This is a genomic window from Methylibium sp. Root1272 (assembly GCF_001425905.1).
Lineage (GTDB): Bacteria > Pseudomonadota > Gammaproteobacteria > Burkholderiales > Burkholderiaceae_C > Methylibium.
The window spans coordinates 1-17,888 of record NZ_LMDY01000016.1 but is presented as its reverse complement, the minus strand read 5'-3'; the positions used below and the strand labels follow the sequence as shown (position 1 = coordinate 17,888).

The window sequence follows — 17,888 nt, the reverse complement described above, 5'->3', positions numbered from 1 at the left end:
GCGACGCGGGCAGGAGACAGGTCGTCTCAGGCGGTGACGAAGCCCTCGTAGCCGCTCGCCTTGACCTCGTCGCACTTGGCGCGGTAGGTGCCCACGCCGCCGGCATAGGCCAGCAGGCGCCGCGGCTTGCCCTTGACGTTGGAGCCCATGTACCAGGAGTTGGTCTTCGGCACCAGCGTCAGGTTGGCGAGCTCGTCGTGGTGGGCGACCCACTTGGCCTCGGCCTCGGCGCTGGGCTCGATGGAATGGCGGCCCTGGTCGCGCACGAAGCCGATGCAGTCGGCGATCCAGTCGACCTGCTGCTGCAGGCAGGTGGGGACGTTGCAGAAGGCCGCCGCCGGCGAGAACGGCGCCATCGTCATGAACAGGTTCGGATAGCCGTGGACCTGCAGGCCCATGGTCGTGCGCACGCCGTCCTGCGCCCAGGCGTCGCGCAGGAGCACGCCGTCGCGGCCGCGGATGTCGACCTTGGTCAGCGCGCCGGTGCCGGCGTCGAAGCCGGTGGCGCAGATCAGGATGTCGAGCTCGTGCAGGCCCGCCGCCGTGCGGATGCCCTTCTCGGTGACCTCTTCCATCGGCGTGGCCTTGGTGTCGACCAGCAGCACGTTGTCGCGGTTGAAGGCTTCGTAGTACTTGGTTTCCAGCGGCACGCGGCGCGTGCCGAAGCCGTAGTCCTGCGGCACGAGCTTGTCCGCGACCTTGGGATCCTTGATGCGCTCGCGGATGCGCTGGCGCACGAAGTCGGAGAACTCGGCGTTGACCTTCTCGTCGAAGAACACTTCACGGAAGCCGCCGATCCAGAAGTTCAGCGAGCCGTCGTCCCACAGCCGCTGCAGCGTGCGCTGGCGCTCCTCGGGGGCCACGTCGAAGAAGTTGCGGTCCTCGAAGTCGTAGTCGAAACCCGCGAAGGTGTGCTGCACGCGCTCCTTCAGCATCGGGTACTGCCCGCGCAGCTCGGCACGTGCCGCGTCGTCGTACTTCGGGTTGCGCATCGGGATGGTGTAGTTCGGCGTGCGCTGGAACACCGTCAGGTGCCCGACCTCGCTGGCGATGGTCTGGATCACCTGGATGCCCGTCGCGCCGGTGCCGATGATGCCCACGCGCTTGCCCTTGAGGTCCACGCCCTCCCGGGGCCACTGGGCGGTGTGCACGATGCGGCCCTTGAAGTTCTCGATGCCCGGCAGCGCCGGCAGCATCGGCACCGACAGGCCGCCGGTGCCCATGATGAAGTACTGGGCGCTGACGGACTGGCCGTCGTCGGTGGTGATGGTCCAGCGCTGGGACGCCTCGTCGTAGGACGCCGCGGTCACGCGGGTCTTGAACTGGATGTCCTTGCGCAGGTCGAAGCGGTCGGCCACGTGGTTGAGGTAGCGCTCGGTCTCGTCCTGGGCGGGAAAGCGCTCGCTCCAGTCCCACTCGGCCAGCAGCTCCTTCGAGAACCAGTACTGGTAGATGTAGGCCTGCGAGTCGACCCGCGCGCCGGGGTAGCGGTTCCAGTACCAGGTGCCGCCGACGCCGGTGCCGGCCTCGTAGACCTGGACGCGCAGACCCTGCTCGCGCAGCTTGTAGAGCGCATACATGCCGGCGAATCCGGCACCGACGACGACGGCATCGACCTGCTTCGGCGCCTGCTGGACATTCGACATCAGGATCTCCTCTGGAAATGGTTGGGCCCGATTGAACCCGCCGGCGCCGCAAAACCCGCCACCCGGTCAGGTAGTTTTGGCCACCCGTTTCCCACCCACCCCCTGGGGGAAGCCCGCAGACCGCTCAGCTGCGCCGCAGCAAACAATCGCCGTTCCGCTGGTTGCCCTGCGAGCCGCATGTCCCCGACGTCAAACCACCGTCAGCTTCGGCCGCATGCGCTCGAGGCCGCGACGGTCTGGCCCACACCGCTGGCCGAGCTGGCCTCGACCGACCGGACCTTCCCGCCGGACGTGCGGATGCACAAGCTGTTCACGCCGCCGGTCTACCCGGGCGCCGTGTTGCGACAGGCCATCCTCGACCGCGCGCTGCAGGACAACAGCCTGCGCGTCACGGTGCTGCAGGGGCCGGCCGGGCACGGCAAGTCGACCACGCTGCAGCAGATCAAGACCGCGCACGAGGCGCGCGGCTGGCGCACCGCCTGGCTCACCCTCGACGACGCCGACAACGACCCGCGGCGCTTCGAGTCGCACATGCGCGCGCTGGTGGGCCTGCTGCACGGTCGCGCCGCGACGCCCGGCGCATCTCGCACCGGCACGGGCGATGCGCCGCGCGACCTGGCGGACTGGATGCTGGACACCTTGTCGGGCCGGGTTGCGCCGGCCTCGATCTTCATCGACGAGTTCCAGGCGCTGCGCAACGAGGCCATCCTGCGCTTCTTCCGCTCGGTGCTCGCGCGCCTGCCGGCGAACGTGCATGTGTTCATCGGCTCGCGCTCGCTCCCGGAGATCGGCCTGGCGACGCTGATGGTCAACCGCGTGGCAACGGTGGTGCGTGCCGACGATCTGCGTTTCACGCCCGGCGAAGTCACGCAGTTCTTCGCCGACTCTGCCAACCTGCACGTCAGTGCCGGCGAGGTGGACGCCATCTACCGCCGCACCGAGGGCTGGCCGGCCGGCGTGCAGCTGTTCCGGCTGGCGCTGGTGAGCCCCGAGGTGCGCATGGCGCTGGACGGCGCCGACGACCACGGGCCGCGCGAGCTGGCCGAGTACCTGGCCGACAACGTGATGTCGCTGCAACCGCCGCGCATGCAGGAGTTCCTGCTGAAGACCGCGCTGCTGCAGCGCCTGTCGGCGCCGCTGTGCACCGCCGTCACCGGCTTCGAGGACGCGCAGGACCTGCTGGTCCGCCTCGAGCGCTCCGGGCTGTTCCTGCGTGCGCTGGACTCCGACAACCGCTGGTTCAAGTACCACGGCCTGTTCTCCACCTACCTCGCCGAGACCCTCCAGCGCAACGGCCCCGACGAGTTGCGGCAGGTCCACGAGAAGGCGGCGCAGTGGTACCTGGCACACGGTCTGCCCGAGGAAGCGATCCACCATGCGCTGTGCTGCAGGAACTTCCCGCTGGCGGCTTCCACGCTGACCGACTGGTCCTCGCATCTGGTGGCCGGGGCCGAGCTGATCACGCTGGAGCGCTGGCACGACCGGCTGCCCTTCCACGAAGTGGCACAACGGCCGGCGCTGGTGATCCGCGCCGCCTACGCGCTGATGTTCCTGCGCCGCCGCCCCAAGCTGCGGCCGCTGCTGGAGCTGATGGCACCGCAGGCCGGCGGTGGCGACATCGTGCCGACCACCAACCCCGACCTGTGCCGCGCGATGTCCTTCCTGCTGGTCGACGACGACATGGCCGCCGCGGCCGACACCGTCGAGCAGGCCGGCGTCGTGCAGCGCGAACTGGAAGGTTTCCCGGCCTTCGAGCTGGGGGCGGCCGCGAACGTGCTCGCGCTGGGCAAGGTGGCCAGCGGCGATTTCGAGGGCGCGCGCCAGGCCCTGGCGCTGGCGCGCGCCCACATCGGCCGCGGCGGCGGTTCGTTCGTCGGCGGCTACACCGCCGCCATCACCGGCAGCAACCTGCTCGCTCAGGGACGGCTGCAGGAGGCGCTGGCGCACCTGCGCGAGGAGAACGCGCAGGAGGCGCCGCTCGACACGTCGGTGGCGGGCGCGGCGCTCGCGGCCTGCCACATGCTGGCGCTGTACGAGGCCAACGACCTCGCGACGCTCGAGTCGCTGGCGCACCGCTTCCAGCGCGAGATCTCCGACTCGGTGACGCTCGACTTCATCGCCGCGGCCCACCTCGCCATCTCGCGCATGCACGAGGCGCGGGGGCGCTCCGACGAGGCCGTCGCGGTGCTCGACGAACTCGAGCGCATCGGCCACACGAGCCCCTGGCAGCGCCTGGTGGCGGTGAGCGAGTGGGAGCGCGTGCGGCGCGCGCTGGCGGACCGCGAGATCGAGCGCGCGGTGGCGCTGGCGATGCGCATCGCCCCGGACTCACGCGACGACGCGCCGCACTGGATCCACATGGCCGAGGACGTGGAAGGATCGGGCTACGGCTGGATCCGCCTCGCCATCGCGCGGCAGGACTACGCCGACGCCGCGCAGCGGATCACCCGGGAGCGGGCGCGCCAGACCGGCCGCGTCTACCGCGACATCAAGCTGTGCGTGCTGGAGGCGCTGCTGCAGCAGCGCATGGGCGCGCGCAACGCCGCCCACCGCTGCCTGCGCAAGGCGCTGCAGCTGGGCCGCAAGGGCCGCTACGTGCGCTGTCTGCTCGACGAGGGCGACGGCATCATCGAGTTGCTGCGCGAGACCTACCAGAACCTGCTGCAGACCCACGAGCCGGGCGGCGCTGCGGCGGACCCGGACCGCGAGTACATCGAACTGCTGCTCGAGGCCTCGGGCACCGACCTGGGCCGCCAGGCGATCGGCAGTCGCCTGACCGAACCGCTGTCGGACCGCGAGAAGGAGATGCTGCGCTTCCTGCTCAACGGCATCACCAACCGCGAGATCGCCGGACGGCTGTTCGTGTCGGAGAACACCGTCAAGTTCCACCTGAAGAACATCTACTCCAAGCTCGGCGTCGGCAACCGGCTGCAGGCCATCAACACGGCGCGGGCACTGCGGTTGATCGAGTGAGCCGACGATCTTCGCTTCGTTGAAGCCCTGCTGCGGGTGCGGTTGCGGCTTCAGGCCGGCGTGTCGAGCAGCTGCTTCAGTGCCCGATCGACCTGCTCGATGTAGCCCGCATCCAGCCCGAACAAGGCGATGTGGCCCCACAGGCTGTCGATCACCTTCAGTTCGCCCTGCGGGATCAGCCGCTGCTCGGCGGCGCAATCGGCCGGCGGGAAGAACATGTCGGTGCTGATCGGCATCACGACCGTCTTCGCCGTGATCCGCGCCAGTGCCTTCGCGAGATCGCCGCCGGTATGCCGGCTCACGTCGCCGCGCTGCCATTTCCAGGCCATGCACAGCAGGTCGTTCGGGTCCATCGGCAGGAAGGTCGCGTCCAGGAAATTCAGCATCAGGTCGTCGACCGACGAGAAGCCGAACGGCCTCCACAGCTCCTGCTTGTAGAACTCGGTGCTGAAGCCCATCACCGCCCACAGCCGCGAATGCAGGCGCAGGCCCTCGCGCACCGCGTGCGGCTGCTCGTACCAGCCGCCGGCCCAGGCCGGGTCGGAGGTGATCGCGTCGCACAGCGACTGCGTGTAGAGAAAGTCGTGCGGTGTGTTCTTCGCGGTGCCGGCGATCGGCGCCGCGCGCTTCACCGCGTCGGGGAAGCGCACCGCCCACTCGTAGGTCTGCTGTGCGCCCATCGAGCCACCGACCACCAGCGCCAGCGACTCGATGCCGAACTGGCCCTTCAGCAGCCGCTGCTGCGCGACCACGTCGTCGCCGATGCGGACCTTGGGAAAGTTCGCCATGCCCAGTGGCCAGGCGGTGTTGTGCGGCGAGGTCGACAGGCCATTGCCGATCTGGTTGGCCACGACGATGAAGTACTTCTCGGGGTCGAGCGCCCGGCCTGGGCCGATGTAGGCCTGCTCCATGATCTTGCTGGTGCCCGAGAACCAGGTGGGCACCAGGATCGCGTTGTCCTTCGCCGCCGACAGCGTGCCGAAGGTGGCGTAGGCGATCTGGCAGTTGCGGATCATGCCGCCCTCCTCCAGCACCAGATCGCCGATGTTGAAGCACTCGTAGGGGCCGTGGACGGCCTGCGTGTAGTACTCGTTCTCGACCATCGAAAACGTCTCCTCTTTCGGTCGTTGCCCCGACAGCTCGCTCGTCAGGATCAGGCGCTGGCCGTCTCGGTTTGACGGAGCTGGTCGTACTCGTCGATCCGGAAGTTCGCGGTGGCCTGGCGGTAGTCCACCACGTTGCCCGACCAGTTGTTGCTGATGCGGCCGTCGGCGTGCTTGTACCAACTGGTGCAGGAGCCGGCCCACGAGGTGCCCTGCAGATCCTTCTGCAGCTGGCGGTTGAACTCGGCCATCACCGCCGGCTTGACGTCGAGCGCCGCCACGCCGTGCGCCTTGGCCGCCTGCAGCGCACGCACCGTGTAGTCGACCTGGGCCTCGATCATGTTGAGGATCGAGTTGTGACCGAGGTTGGTGTTGGGACCGTACAGCACGTAGAGGTTCGGGAAGCCGCTGACGGTGATGCCGAGGTAGGCCTCGGGCACCGGCTTCCAGGTCTCGCGCAGCGACTTGCCGCCGCGGCCCTTGATGTCCGACACGCCGAGCAGCGTCTCCGTCTCGAAGCCGGTGCCGAACACGATCACGTCGAACTCGTGCAGCGTGCCATCCTTGGTGCGGATGCCGTTTTCCTCGATGCCCGCGATCGCGGTGGTCTCGAGCGTCACGTTCGGGCGCACCAGCGCCGGGTAGTAGTCGTCGGCGATGATGATGCGCTTGCAGCCGATCGGATAGGTCGGCCACAGCTTCTCGCGCAGCACCGGGTCGGCCACCTGCGACTCCAGCTGGGCGCGCGCCATCGCGGTGAACTCGGCCGCCTTCGGCGTGTCCAGGCGCATCGCGTCGTACCAGCTCTCGTGGTCGGCGAATATCGCCGCCCGGCTGGCGTCGCGCGTGGCCGGCACGGCGTGGAAGATGCGTTGCTCGTCGTCGGTGTACGGCCGGTCGAGGCGCGGCACCACGTAGTTCGGCGAACGCTGGAACACCGTCAGGTGCGCGGCCTGGCGGGCCAGTTCGGGGATGAACTGCGCCGCGCTCGGGCCCACGCCGATGCAGGCGACACGCTTGCCCTGCAGCGGCACGTCGTGCCGCCAGCCGGCCGAGTGGAACTGCGCGCCCTTGAAGCGCTCACGGCCCGCGATGCCGGCAAAGCTCGGCCGGTTGAGCTGGCCCCAGGCGGGCACGAAGTTGCGCGCCAGCACGGTCTCGTTGTTCGCGGTGCGGATGCGCCACAGCAGCTGCGCCTCGTCCCAGGTCGCGTCGATCACTTCCGTGTTGAAGCGGATCTGCGGCTTGAGGCCGCTCTTCTCGGCCAGCAGCTCGATGTTGTGCAGGATCTCGGACTGGTCGCAGTAGGTCTTGCTCCACTCGGGCCGCTCGGTGAACGACAGCCAGTAGAGGTGCGACTTAACGTCGCAGGCAGCACCGGGGTAGGTGTTGTCGCGCCAGGTGCCGCCGACACCGGAGGCCTTCTCCAGCAGCACGAAATCGTTCTCGCCCTGCTCGCGCAGGCGCAGGGCCATGCACAGGCCGCCGAAGCCGGTGCCCAGGATCGCAACGTTGTAGACCTTCATCGTTTCTTCTCCGAATGTGCTCGACCCGTTCCGGGTCGACGTTCTTGGTTCAAGGATTCATGGCCCGCGCACGCGGTGGATGGCAGGCGGGACAGGTCAGGCGCTCATGTCGCCGGGGTCTGGTAGCGCAGCCGCAGCTCGCGCTTGAGCAGCTTGCCGCTCGGATTCTTGGGGAGTGCATCGGTCAGGATCACCGTCTTGGGAATCTTGAAACGCGCAAGGCGCTGGTCGCAGAAGGCGATCACCGCGGCCTCGGTCAGCACGTGGCCGGCCTTCGGCACGATGACGGCCGTCACCGCCTCGATCCACACCGGGTGCGGCAGGCCGATCACGGCCACCTCCGACACGCCCTCGAGCGCGTAGATCGCCTCCTCCACCTCGCGGCTCGCGACGTTCTCGCCGCCGGTCTTGATCATGTCCTTCTTGCGGTCGACGACGGTCAGGTAGCCCTCGGCATCGAGCACGCCGAGGTCGCCGCTGTGGAACCAGCCGCCCTCGAAGGCCGCCCGGGTGCGTTCCTCGTCGCGGAAGTAGCCGCTCAGCAGCTGCGGCGAGCGGTGCACGATCTCGCCGATCTCGCCGGTGGCCACGTCGCGCATGTGGTCGTCGACCACGCGCGTCTCGACATTGAGCGTCGCGCGCCCCGCCGAGCCGGCCTTGCGCAGCTGGTCCTCGGGCTTGAGCACGGTGGCCAGCGGCGCGATCTCGGTCTGTCCGTACAGGTTCCACAACCGCACCTTGGGCAGGCGGCGCTGCAGTTCCTTCAGCACCTCCACCGGCATGATCGAGGCGCCGTAGTAGCCCTTGCACAAGGCCGACAGGTCGGTGGCGTCGAACTGCGGCGCGCGCAGCAGCGAGATCCACACGGTGGGCGGCGCGAAGAACGAGGTGATGGCATCGCGCGCCATCAGCGTGAGCAGGTTGTCGGCGGTCGGCTTGCCGGTGATGACGTTGGTCGCGCCGACGTAGATTGCCGGGCCCAGGAAGACGTCGAGCTGCGCGCAGTGGTAGAGCGGCAGCGCGTGCAGGATCAGGTCGCTCTCTGCGACCTCGGCATCGACGATGCAGCTCACGTACTCGGCGATCACCGCGTCGTGCGTCAGCATCGCGCCCTTGGGCCGCGACTCGGTGCCGCTGGTGTAGACGATCTGCGCCAGCATGCCGCCGTGCAGCACCGGGTTGGGCACGCGGTCGCCGAACTCGAGCAGTTCCTCGAAGCGCGTGAGCCCCGCGGCCGGCTCGCTGGGGTCTTCGCCGGGCAGCCAGACCAGGCTCTCGACCGCGGTGCCGGCGCTGGCCTTGCGCGCCAGCTCGGTGAGACCGCTGTCGGTGCACAGCAGCTTCGCGCCCGAGTGCTCGAGGATGTAGCGCGCCTCGTCGGCGCTCAGCATGAAGTTGATCGGCACCAGCACCGCGCCGAGCCGCGCCACGGCGAAGCGCAGCGCCGCGAAGGCGTGCGAATTGCGCGCCAGCACGGCAACGCGGTCGCCGCTGCCGATGCCCTGGGCCGACAGGCCGGTGGCCAGGAGGTTGCAGACGTGGTCGAACTGCGCGTAGGTCCAGGCGGTGTCGCCGCAACGGATGGCGAGCTTGTTCGGATGGCGCTGGCGGGTGCGGCGCAACAGGTCGCCCAGGGTCTGGCGTGCAACGCTGTCGAGGATGTTCATGGTCCCGGGGGAAAAAGAAGGAGAAGAGCAGCGCTCAACGGCCCTGGAAGCGGGCCGGACGCCGATCGAAGAAAGCGGCCAGGCCTTCGCCGAAATCGGCGGTCGCGGCACTGGCGAGGAAGGCATCGCGCTCGGCATCGAGCTGCTCGGTGAAGCTGCGCTCGAAGCTGGCGCGCATCAGCCGGCGCATGTGGCCGTAGGCCAGCGTCGGGCCACGTGCCAGACGCTGCGCCAGCGCCTCGGCTTCGGCCTCCAGCGCGTCGGCGGCGACCACGCGGTTGACAAGCCCGATTTCCAGCGCCTTGCGCGCGTCGAAACTTTCGCCCAGCAGTGCGATCTCGAGCGCGCGACGCAGGCCCACCAGTCGCGGCAGCGACCACGAGGCGCCGAGGTCGCAACTGGTCGCGATGTTGATGTAGGCCAGGTTGAACTTCGTGCCCTCGGCGGCAATGGCCAGATCGGCCGCGGCCGCCAGGCTGAGACCGGCCCCGGCCACTGCACCGTGCAGCGCGACCAGCACCGGCGCATCGATGTTCCCCAGCAGCCGCAGCGCCTGGTGCATCGGCGTGATCAGGCTGTCGGCCGCTGCCACCGGCGCGGCGCGCATCTGCGCGAGATCACCACCGGCGGCGAAGGCGCGGCCCGAGCCGCTGAGCAGCACCGCGCGCACCGACGCGTCGTCGGCGAGATCGCGGCAGGCGGCGAGCAGCGCCTGGGCCAGATCGACATCGAGCGCATTGAGCGCCTCCGGTCGGTCGAGGCGCAGACGCACCAGGCCACCGTCACGACTGACGAGCAAGCCCTTCATGAGGGTTGAACAAGTAGAAACTGAGCCGACATACGCATCCATCGTCGATCCGCGATCGGGCCCGATGTCAGGCCCGCGACGCAGGGGCTTGTTTGCCCTCCACGTGGTGGCCTCTGCAAGGACATCGGCCGCCTGCAGGAATTGGACGCTGGAAGGTCCTTCGCACTCCCACCCGGAAGGGTAGTTGTGTCGTTTCGGTGCGTGACGCGCCCCACGGACCCATGGCCCCGGCAATTCGGTCTCGCGTTTACCCTGGCTCTCGGTAGAAGTCCGCTGGCGCTCGTACCGGGTCGGACCGAACAATCCACCTCGTTGTATCCCTCTGCCGGCCCGCCCGGCACTGTCGCCCATGTCGAAAACCGGTCACTCCGACGCCGGCCTCCGCCGTTCGAAGCCCGCCGACATCCCCGCCCCGGTGGTCGCGGCGCCACCGGGCACGGAGAAGCCTTCGTCCGGCCCTTCGCCGGCGTCGATGGAGGTCAGCACCCACAAGCTGTTCGCCCCGCCGATCTACCCCGGCGCCGTGCGTCGCCGCGTCATCCTCGACCGCGTGCTGCAGGACAACAGCCTGCGCGTCACGGTGCTGCAGGGCCCGGCCGGGCATGGCAAGTCGACCACGCTGCAGCAGATCAAGACCGCGCACGAGGCACGCGGCTGGCGCACCGCCTGGCTCACCCTCGACGACGCCGACAACGACCCGCGCCGCTTCGAGTCGCACATGCGCGCGTTGGTGGGGCTGATGCGCGGCGGCGCCGCGCATCCGGAGGCCGACGCGGCCTGGGTCGGCGACGCGCCACCCGACCTGGCGAACTGGATGCTCGACAGCCTGTCGGGCATGGAGACCCACGCGTCGATCTTCCTCGACGAATTCCAGGCCCTGCGCAACGACGCCATCCTGCGCTTCTTCCGCTTCCTGCTGTCGCGCCTGCCGGCCCATGCGCACGTCTTCATCGGCTCGCGCTCGCTGCCGGAGATCGGGCTGGCGACGCTGCTGGTCAACCGCATGGCGACGGTGCTGCGCGCCGACGACCTGCGCTTCACGCCCGGCGAAGTGACGCAGTTCTTCGCCGAGTCGAAGGACCTGCGGGTCAGCGCCGAGGAAGTGGGCGCGATCTACCGGCGCACCGAGGGCTGGCCGGCCGGCCTGCAGCTGTTCCGTCTCGGCCTCGGCAGCCCGGAGGTGCGCACCTCGCTGGTCGATCCCGAGGACCATGGCCCGCGCGAGCTGGCCGAGTACCTGACCGACAACGTGGTCACGCTGCAGTCGCCGCGCATCCAGGAGTTCCTGTTCAAGACCTCGCTGCTGCGGCGCCTGTCGGCGCCGCTGTGCGCGGCCGTGACCGGCTTCGACGACGCGCAGGACATCCTGGAGCAGCTCGAACGCTCCGGCCTGTTCGTTCGCGCGCTCGACTCCGACAACCGCTGGTTCAAGTACCACGGCCTGTTCTCGAGCTTCCTCGCCGACAGCCTGCACCGCAGTTCCGAGAGCGAGGTCGTCAGCGTGCACGAGCGCGCGGCGCGCTGGTACCTCGCGCAGCATCTGCCCGAGGAAGCGATCTACCACGCGCTGTCGTGCCGCAACTTCTCGCTCGCCGCGGCGATCCTGAGCGACTGGTCCTCGCGCCTGATCTCCAATGCCGAGCTGATCACGCTCGAGCGCTGGTACGACCGCCTGCCCTTCGACCACGTCGCGAACCGCCCGGTGCTGGCGATCAAGGCGGCCTACTCGCTGATGTTCCTGCGCCGGCGCGCCAAACTGCGGCCGCTGGTGGACCTGATGAACCAGCACGCCGGTTGCGGCGACATCCTGCAGACCACCAGCCCCGACCTGTGCCGGGCCATGGCCTGCCTGCTGTTCGAGGACGACCTGCACGCGGCACTCGACATCATCGATCGCCCCGAGGTGCTTCAGCAGGAGGTCAGCGGCTTCCCGGCCTTCGAGCTCGGCGCAGCGTGCAACGTGCTGAGCTTCGGCCGCATTGCCGCCGGCGATTTCGAGGGCGCGCGCAAGTCGCTGATGCTGGCCCGTGCCCACAGCGAACGCGGCGCTGGCTCCTTCGTGATGGGCTACACCACGGCCGTCAGTGGCGCGCGCCTGATCGTGCAAGGCCACCTGAACGAGGCGATCGAGCGCTACCGCGCCGACATGCTGTCGCAGCATGCGCCGCTCGACAAGTCGTTCGCGCCGGCGGTGATGGCCGCCGCACAGATCTGGGCGCTTTACGAGGCCAACGACCTGGCGGCGCTGGAGCCGCTGTGCGCGCAATTCCAGCGCGGCATCTCCGAGTGCGTCACGCTCGATTTCATCGCGCTGGCCTATGTGTCGATCTCGCGCATGCACGACGCCCGAGGTCGCTCGGCCGAGGCGCAGGAGGTGCTCGAAGAGCTCGAGCGCATGGGCCACGACAGCCATCTCGACCGGCTGGTTTCGCTGGCCGACTGGGAGCGCGTGCGCCGCGCGGTGCTGGCCGGTGAGCTCGACCGCGCCACGGCACTGGCCAAGCGCATCGCACCGGTGTGCCCGCCGCTGAATCCGCACTGGATCTACATGGCCGACGACATGGAGGGCGAGGCCTTCGGCCGCATCCGGCTGGCGATCGCCCACCACGACCATGCGCTGGCCTCGCAGCTGATCGCACGCGAGCGTGCGCGCCAGACCGGCCGTGTCTATCGCGACATCCGGCTGTACGTGTTCGAGGCCCTGATGCTCCACGACAAGGGCTCGCCCAACGGCGCCCATCGCAGCCTGCGCAAGGCGCTGCAGCTGGCGCGGCCGGGCCGCTATGTACGCTGTTTCCTCGACGAGGGCCGCGCGATCGTGTCGATGCTGCGCGAGGAGTACCAGCACTTCCTGCAGTCCGCCGCTGATGGCCAGGCGCCGGCGGACCCGGACCGCGACTTCATCGAGCTGCTGCTGGCCGCATCGGGCACCGACCTCGGCCAGCCGCGCTGCCGGCATCACCTCACCGACCCGCTGTCGGAGCGCGAGAAGGAGATGCTGCAGTTCCTGGCCAACGGCGTGGCCAACAAGGAGATCGCCTCGCGGCTGTTCGTCTCCGAGAACACCGTCAAGTTCCACCTGAAGAACATCTACTCCAAGCTCGGCGTCAGCGGTCGCGTGCAGGCGATCAACGCGGCGCGGACCTTGCGGCTGGTGTCCTGAGCGAGTGGCGCCGGTCAGCGCTCAGGCGGCCATCGCGCCGCTGGCCGCGAGCCGCGCAATGTCCTCCCGAGACCAGCCCCAGTCCGCCAGCGCCTGCCCCCCGTCGTGCGTGGCCGGGAGCGAGCGCGCGCCCACCGTGGGCGTGCGCGAGAAGCGCGGCGCCGGGCCGGGCTGCACCTGGCCGTCGACCGTGACGAAGCTGCCGCGCGCCCGGTGGTGCGGATGGCGCGGTGCCTCGCCCAGCGTGAGCACCGGCGTGACGCAGGCATCGCTGCCCTCGAAGACCCGCGCCCAGTCGTCGCGCGATCGCGTGCGCAGCACCTCGGCGATGCGCTGCTTCTGCAGCGGCCACAGCGTGCGGTCGTGCTGGCGCTGCATCAACCCCTCCTCGGCCAGGCCGGTGCGCTCGAGGAACTGGCGGTAGAAGCGCTCCTCGAGCGCGGCCAACGCCAGGTAGCCGCCGTCGGCGCAGGCATAGGTGTCGTAGAACGGCGCGGCGCCATCGATCAGGTTGCTCTGCCGGCGGTCCTGCCATTGCCCCATGGCCTGGAACGTGAGGTTCATCGCCTGCAGCAGGGCGCAGCCATCGGTCATCGCGGCGTCGACCACCTGGCCCTCACCGGTCTGGCGCGCATGCAGCACCGCGGCCAGCACGCCCACTGCGAGCAGCATCGCGCCGCCGCCGAAATCGGCCACCAGGTTGAGCGGAGGCACCGGCCCGCCCTCGGCACGACCGATGGCATGCAAGGCGCCCGACAGCGCGAGGTAGTTGAGGTCGTGGCCTGCAGTGTGCGCGAGCGGGCCGCTCTGGCCCCAGCCGGTCATGCGGCCGTAGACCAGCCGCGGGTTGTGCGCCAGGCAGGGTTCGGGGCCCAGACCCAGACGCTCCATCACGCCGGGCCGGAAGCCCTCGATCAGCACCTCGGCCGTGCCGACCAGGCGCAAGGCCGCCGCGCGGCCATCGGCCTGCGCGAGGTCGAGCGCCACGGCGTTGCGGCCGCGCTGAAGCACGTCGCGGGCGGGATCGAACAGCGCCGCCTGCGGGCCGCCGCCGGGCCGGTCGATGCGCAGCACGTCGGCGCCCAGGTCGGCCAGCAGCATGCCGCAGAACGGCGCCGGCCCCATGGCAGAGAACTCGACCACGCGCACGCCGCGCAACGGACCGGGGCCCGGGCCCGTTGCCGGCATGACCGCCCTCCTCAGCTGCGCGTCGAAACCGGCGGCATTCAGGCGGTCCCGAACGCGGCCTTCAGGTTCCTGCCGACGCGGTCGTAGATGCTCTGCGTGTGGCCGATCACGCCCTTCATCCAGAAGAAGCCGTGGATCATCGTCGGGTTGGGCACGTGGTCGACCGCCACACCGGCCTTCGCCAGCGCCTTGGCGTAGGCATCGCCCTCGTCGCGCAGCGGGTCGTAGCCGGCGGTGATCACGGTGGCGGCGGGCAGGCCCTTGAGATCCCCCTTGATCGGCGAGACATAGGCGTCGCTCGCCAGGCCGGGACTCGTCAGGTAATGGCCGAAGAACCAGTTCATCGCACCCTGCGTCAGCAGGTAGCCTTCGGCGTTTTCCTTGCGCGAGGGGTAGTCGCCCGCCGCGTCGGTGACCGGGTAGACCAGCACCTGGTGGGCGATCTTCGGGCCCTTGCGGTCACGTGCCATCTGCGACACGACCGCCGCGAGGTTGCCACCGGCGCTGTCGCCGGCCACCGCGATGCGGGCCGGATCGAGCCCCAGCTTCGCGGCGTTCTCGCGCGCCCACACCAGGCCGGCGTAGGCATCCTCCGGCGCCGTGGGATAGGGGTGCTCGGGTGCCTTGCGGTAGTCGACCGAGACCACCGCCGCATTGGACGCGTTGCACAGCGAGCGGGCGACCTTGTCGACCAGATCCAGGTTGCCGAACACGAAGCCGCCGCCGTGGAAGTAAACCAGCATCGGGTGCGGGGCGTTGCCCGCTGGCCGGTAGATGCGCACGGCGATGTCGCCGCCCTTCACCGGCACACGGTGATTCGACACATCGGCTACCGCCTCCTCGTCGCCTTCCAGGCCGACGAAGGCCATGGCAGTCTCGCGGGATTCGGGCACCGTCATCTGCTCGAAGCTCTTCAGGCCCTGCGCCTTGAACGCATCGAGCAATCCTTGTACTTGCGGGTCCAGTGACATCGTCGTCTCCTTGGGGGTGGTGAAGAAGCGCAGAGACCGGGCTTCAGTTGCCTAGCCGCTGCATCGCGGAAGTGGTCAGGTACTTGTCGTAGACGCTGGGGTCGTTGACGCGCATCGAGTGGCCGCCCGGCACCTCGCGCACCTGCTCGATGCGGGTCATGCGGTTGGTCTGCACGTTGAAGGCATGCACGGTGGCCCAGGACCAGTAGGGCTCCTTGCCGTCCATCACGCGCGCCTTGCCGTCGTCGTAGTACGCGAAGGACGCGTCGAAGTGGCGGAACAGTTCGCCGCGACGGTCGTAGGACACCATCTGGAACGGCACCAGCGTGCGCGCGTCGAACCACACGCGCTTGCGCCCGACCGGCGCGCGCGGGTAACGCACCGGCTCGGCCTCGATGACGATCACCTCGGGCACCAGTTCGACCGCGTGGTCCCAGAACAGGTTGCCCTTCGGGCCGCCATGGGTGGTGTGCTCCCAGTTCGGATGGGTCGACGTCCATCCGCGCGAGACCGCTGCGAGGTGCGGCCCACGGTGCACGACCTGATAGTTGCCCCAGGTCAGGAACGGGTCGCCGGCCGCCCAGGCGTCCGAAAGGTAGAGCTCGGCACCGGCCACCAGCGGCTCGAAGCGCTGATTGGTCGGGAAACTGCGCACGCGCTTGAAGGCCGGCAGGTAGCCGTAGAGCTGCGGGAACTGGTTCTGGTCGTAGGCCCAGATGTTGAGGAAGATCGTGCCGCGCGCGTCGGCCGGCTCGGTGAACAGCACCGACTGGTAGCGCAGCTTGTCCGCCTCACCGGCCCAGTAGGGCTTGGGATCGATGACGGTACGCGCTACCGTGGACATCTCGGCCCACACCGACGAGTACTGGTACTGCAGATTGCCCGCGGGGTCGAGGTCGTATTCCTTGCTGGCATAGACCGACACGTCGTGCCGGCCCCAGCTCAGCGTGTGGGCGGCGAACATCTCCAGCGCCGACGTGGGCTCCGGAAACGGATTGCCGCCGATCCAGGGCTTGCCTTCGGTGGTGACGATGTTGCCGGTGGCATCGAAGCGCGCCTTGCCGCGGTTTCGCGCCGTGGCCTCCAGGTAAGGCAGCGGATTCAGATGGCTCAGGTCGGTGGTGGTCGGCGCGAGCACCAGCTTGCGACCCATCGTGGCGATCTGCCGGTAGCGGACCGGGTCGAGCAGGTCCTTCACCAGTTCCACGTTGCCCGCGTCGATCACGTCACCGGGCTTGAGCCGCCCCTTCGTGTAGACCTCGATCGACAGCAACTCGTCCGGATACGCCGCTGCGACCGAGCCGGTGCGCAGGAAGGCCGCCCAGGCCGACCCGAACACGCCGGCGCGCAGCAGTCCCTTGCCGGTGGCGTCGAGGAAGGCGCGGCGGCTGTAGTCGCGGTCGAAACGCAGGAGGTGCGCCATGAATGACCTGTTCAGGCCATCGCCCCGGCGCGAAGGCGATGGCACAAAGAAAAAAGCACCGGCTGCGCGAGCGGCCGGTGCGTGTCGTCGTCGAAACCGGCCCGCCGGGCGGCCGGTTCGACGCACACCACGACAGCCACGCGAGCGAAGATTTCGTTGTTGTGCTGCAGGCCGTCGACGAAGTCGCGGTACTCGCCCTTGTTCTGGGAGTACACGGCGTTGAGGTAGAGGTCGGCCTGGATCGACTTGGTGGGCTTCCACTTCACACCCGGCTGCGCGTACCAGCCGCCCTTGAGGTCGGTCAGGATCGCGAAGTCGAAGCGGTACTCCAGCGTCGGCGACGGTTGCTGCAGCGCCAGCGCCACCGCGTTGAAGCCGCCCGACTGCCCGCTCGGGTTGTCGCCCGGGGTGTTGCCCACGCCGCCCAGGTAGCGCCCGAACAGGTCGCTCCTGGACTTGTGCAGCCACTGCGCCACGAAGTAGGTCGCCGGGAAGGCGCTGGTGAACTTGTGGTACTTCTCCATGATGAAGGCGAACTGGTACTCGTCCTTCTCGATGTAGTCGCCCAGCGTCGGGTTGGTGAAGTGCTTGTTGGGCGTGTACGAGAACTCGAAGCGCCCGATCAGCTGGTCGAGCAGCGAGTCGGGCTCGCCCTCGAACACCCGGTTGATGCCGCCACCGAACACCGTCTCGCGCTTGTACTCGCGGCTCAGCCAGCCGCGCAGCGGCCCGGCCACGCCCGGCGTGAAGAAGGTGTCCAGGATGCACGACGCTGCCGCCTTGCTGCCGATCTTGAAGTCGCCGTAGACCGCGCGTTCGGCGCCGCAGGCGGTGGCCAGACCGACCAGGCCGTAGGGGTCGCCGGCCGCGGTGATGAAGTTCATCGAGGTGGCCACGCCCTCGATGCCGTTCAGGCGCGAGTTGGAGGCTCCGCGGAACCATTCCTCGGCGCTCCAGACGCCGGTCGGCTGCACCGCGAACGCGGTGCCCGGCAGGACGTTCTCGCCCTTGGCGGCCGACCACTTGAAGACGCCGTCGGGGTTGGTGCGGTTGATCGCAAAGGCCTGGTAGCCGAAGCCGCCGGCCTCGCCCTTCAAGCGGAAGCCGACGTTCCACTTGTTCTTGACGTCCTCGTAGCCGGGCCGCTGGTCGACGGTGAACTGGTCCTGGATGAGGTTGTAGCCGGTCTCGCCGTTGGGCAGCAGCGTGGGCGCGAAGCGCTGCACGAAGCCGTCGACGTCCATCTTCTCGTTGACGCGGTAGTTGGCGCGCAGGCCGAGCGCGGAGCGGCGGGTGTCGGAGTACTCCTCGGCGGCGATGCCGAACAGGTGGCCGCGCAGGTCCAGGCCGTTGGGCTGGTCGGCCACGCGGAAGAACAGCGCCTCGCCCCAGGCGATCTGCTGGTTGCCCGCACGCAGCC

The 17,888-nt window shown here is 69.1% G+C and carries 11 protein-coding genes; 2 read left to right on the top strand and 9 right to left on the bottom strand.

Features of this window, described 5'->3' with window-relative positions:
- Nucleotides 1-26 precede the first annotated feature (26 nt).
- Nucleotides 27-1,646 carry an NAD(P)/FAD-dependent oxidoreductase gene (locus tag ASC67_RS15655; RefSeq protein ID WP_056323267.1) on the bottom strand — a complete coding sequence of 540 codons (1,620 nt, stop codon included), beginning with the start codon at nt 1,644-1,646 and terminating at the stop codon, nt 27-29.
- A 177-nt stretch (nt 1,647-1,823) separates the two neighbouring features.
- Between ASC67_RS15655 and ASC67_RS15650 the strand changes: the two genes are divergently transcribed.
- Entirely contained in the window at nt 1,824-4,619 is a 2,796-nt protein-coding gene (locus ASC67_RS15650) for a LuxR C-terminal-related transcriptional regulator (protein ID WP_056323263.1), read from the top strand.
- A 50-nt stretch (nt 4,620-4,669) separates the two neighbouring features.
- Here ASC67_RS15650 and ASC67_RS15645 read toward each other — a convergent pair whose 3' ends face one another.
- The 4 genes from ASC67_RS15645 to ASC67_RS15630 all read right to left on the bottom strand — a co-directional run bounded on the left by ASC67_RS15645 (nt 4,670) and on the right by ASC67_RS15630 (nt 9,723).
- Nucleotides 4,670-5,722 carry an alpha/beta fold hydrolase gene (locus ASC67_RS15645; protein WP_056323259.1) on the bottom strand — a complete coding sequence of 351 codons (1,053 nt, stop codon included), beginning with the start codon at nt 5,720-5,722 and terminating at the stop codon, nt 4,670-4,672.
- 50 nt (nt 5,723-5,772) lie between these two features.
- On the bottom strand, nt 5,773-7,248 hold the full coding sequence (locus ASC67_RS15640; RefSeq protein ID WP_056323256.1) for an NAD(P)/FAD-dependent oxidoreductase: 1,476 nt from the start codon (nt 7,246-7,248) through the stop codon (nt 5,773-5,775).
- 104 nt (nt 7,249-7,352) lie between these two features.
- Nucleotides 7,353-8,915: an acyl-CoA synthetase gene (locus ASC67_RS15635; protein WP_056323251.1), complete on the bottom strand. Its 1,563-nt coding sequence runs from the start codon at nt 8,913-8,915 to the stop codon at nt 7,353-7,355.
- A 34-nt stretch (nt 8,916-8,949) separates the two neighbouring features.
- The gene (locus ASC67_RS15630; RefSeq protein ID WP_056323248.1) at nt 8,950-9,723 is read right to left on the bottom strand and encodes an enoyl-CoA hydratase/isomerase family protein; all 774 of its coding nucleotides are present in this window, start codon (nt 9,721-9,723) and stop codon (nt 8,950-8,952) included.
- A 472-nt stretch (nt 9,724-10,195) separates the two neighbouring features.
- On the opposite strand from ASC67_RS15630, the gene ASC67_RS15625 reads away from it, so the two are divergent.
- Nucleotides 10,196-12,886, top strand: coding sequence for a LuxR C-terminal-related transcriptional regulator (locus ASC67_RS15625; protein ID WP_056323245.1), 2,691 nt, complete (start codon nt 10,196-10,198; stop codon nt 12,884-12,886).
- Between the two features lie 21 nt (nt 12,887-12,907).
- On the opposite strand, the gene ASC67_RS15620 is transcribed toward ASC67_RS15625, so the two are convergent.
- The 4 genes from ASC67_RS15620 to ASC67_RS20820 all read right to left on the bottom strand — a co-directional run.
- Nucleotides 12,908-14,074, bottom strand: coding sequence for a CaiB/BaiF CoA-transferase family protein (locus ASC67_RS15620; protein WP_056323240.1), 1,167 nt, complete (start codon nt 14,072-14,074; stop codon nt 12,908-12,910).
- A 38-nt stretch (nt 14,075-14,112) separates the two neighbouring features.
- The gene (locus ASC67_RS15615) at nt 14,113-15,045 is read right to left on the bottom strand and encodes an alpha/beta hydrolase (protein WP_011828490.1); all 933 of its coding nucleotides are present in this window, start codon (nt 15,043-15,045) and stop codon (nt 14,113-14,115) included.
- Nucleotides 15,046-15,088: 43 nt separating this feature from the next.
- Nucleotides 15,089-16,468 carry a DUF1329 domain-containing protein gene (locus ASC67_RS15610; protein WP_056323235.1) on the bottom strand — a complete coding sequence of 460 codons (1,380 nt, stop codon included), beginning with the start codon at nt 16,466-16,468 and terminating at the stop codon, nt 15,089-15,091.
- Nucleotides 16,469-16,479: 11 nt separating this feature from the next.
- A partial coding sequence (locus tag ASC67_RS20820; protein ID WP_056323232.1) for a DUF1302 family protein occupies nt 16,480-17,888 on the bottom strand: 1,409 nt, incomplete at its 5' end.

What these genes read in the sequence shown, in the direction of transcription:
- ASC67_RS15655 (WP_056323267.1), bottom strand. Translation starts at nt 1,646, where the DNA reads ATGTCGAATGTCCAGCAGGCGCCGAAGCAGGTCGATGCCGTCGTCGTC.
- ASC67_RS15650 (WP_056323263.1), top strand. Translation starts at nt 1,824, where the DNA reads ATGTCCCCGACGTCAAACCACCGTCAGCTTCGGCCGCATGCGCTCGAG.
- ASC67_RS15645 (WP_056323259.1), bottom strand. Translation starts at nt 5,722, where the DNA reads ATGGTCGAGAACGAGTACTACACGCAGGCCGTCCACGGCCCCTACGAG.
- ASC67_RS15640 (WP_056323256.1), bottom strand. Translation starts at nt 7,248, where the DNA reads ATGAAGGTCTACAACGTTGCGATCCTGGGCACCGGCTTCGGCGGCCTG.
- ASC67_RS15635 (WP_056323251.1), bottom strand. Translation starts at nt 8,915, where the DNA reads ATGAACATCCTCGACAGCGTTGCACGCCAGACCCTGGGCGACCTGTTG.
- ASC67_RS15630 (WP_056323248.1), bottom strand. Translation starts at nt 9,723, where the DNA reads ATGAAGGGCTTGCTCGTCAGTCGTGACGGTGGCCTGGTGCGTCTGCGC.
- ASC67_RS15625 (WP_056323245.1), top strand. Translation starts at nt 10,196, where the DNA reads ATGGAGGTCAGCACCCACAAGCTGTTCGCCCCGCCGATCTACCCCGGC.
- ASC67_RS15620 (WP_056323240.1), bottom strand. Translation starts at nt 14,074, where the DNA reads ATGCCGGCAACGGGCCCGGGCCCCGGTCCGTTGCGCGGCGTGCGCGTG.
- ASC67_RS15615 (WP_011828490.1), bottom strand. Translation starts at nt 15,045, where the DNA reads ATGTCACTGGACCCGCAAGTACAAGGATTGCTCGATGCGTTCAAGGCG.
- ASC67_RS15610 (WP_056323235.1), bottom strand. Translation starts at nt 16,468, where the DNA reads ATGGCGCACCTCCTGCGTTTCGACCGCGACTACAGCCGCCGCGCCTTC.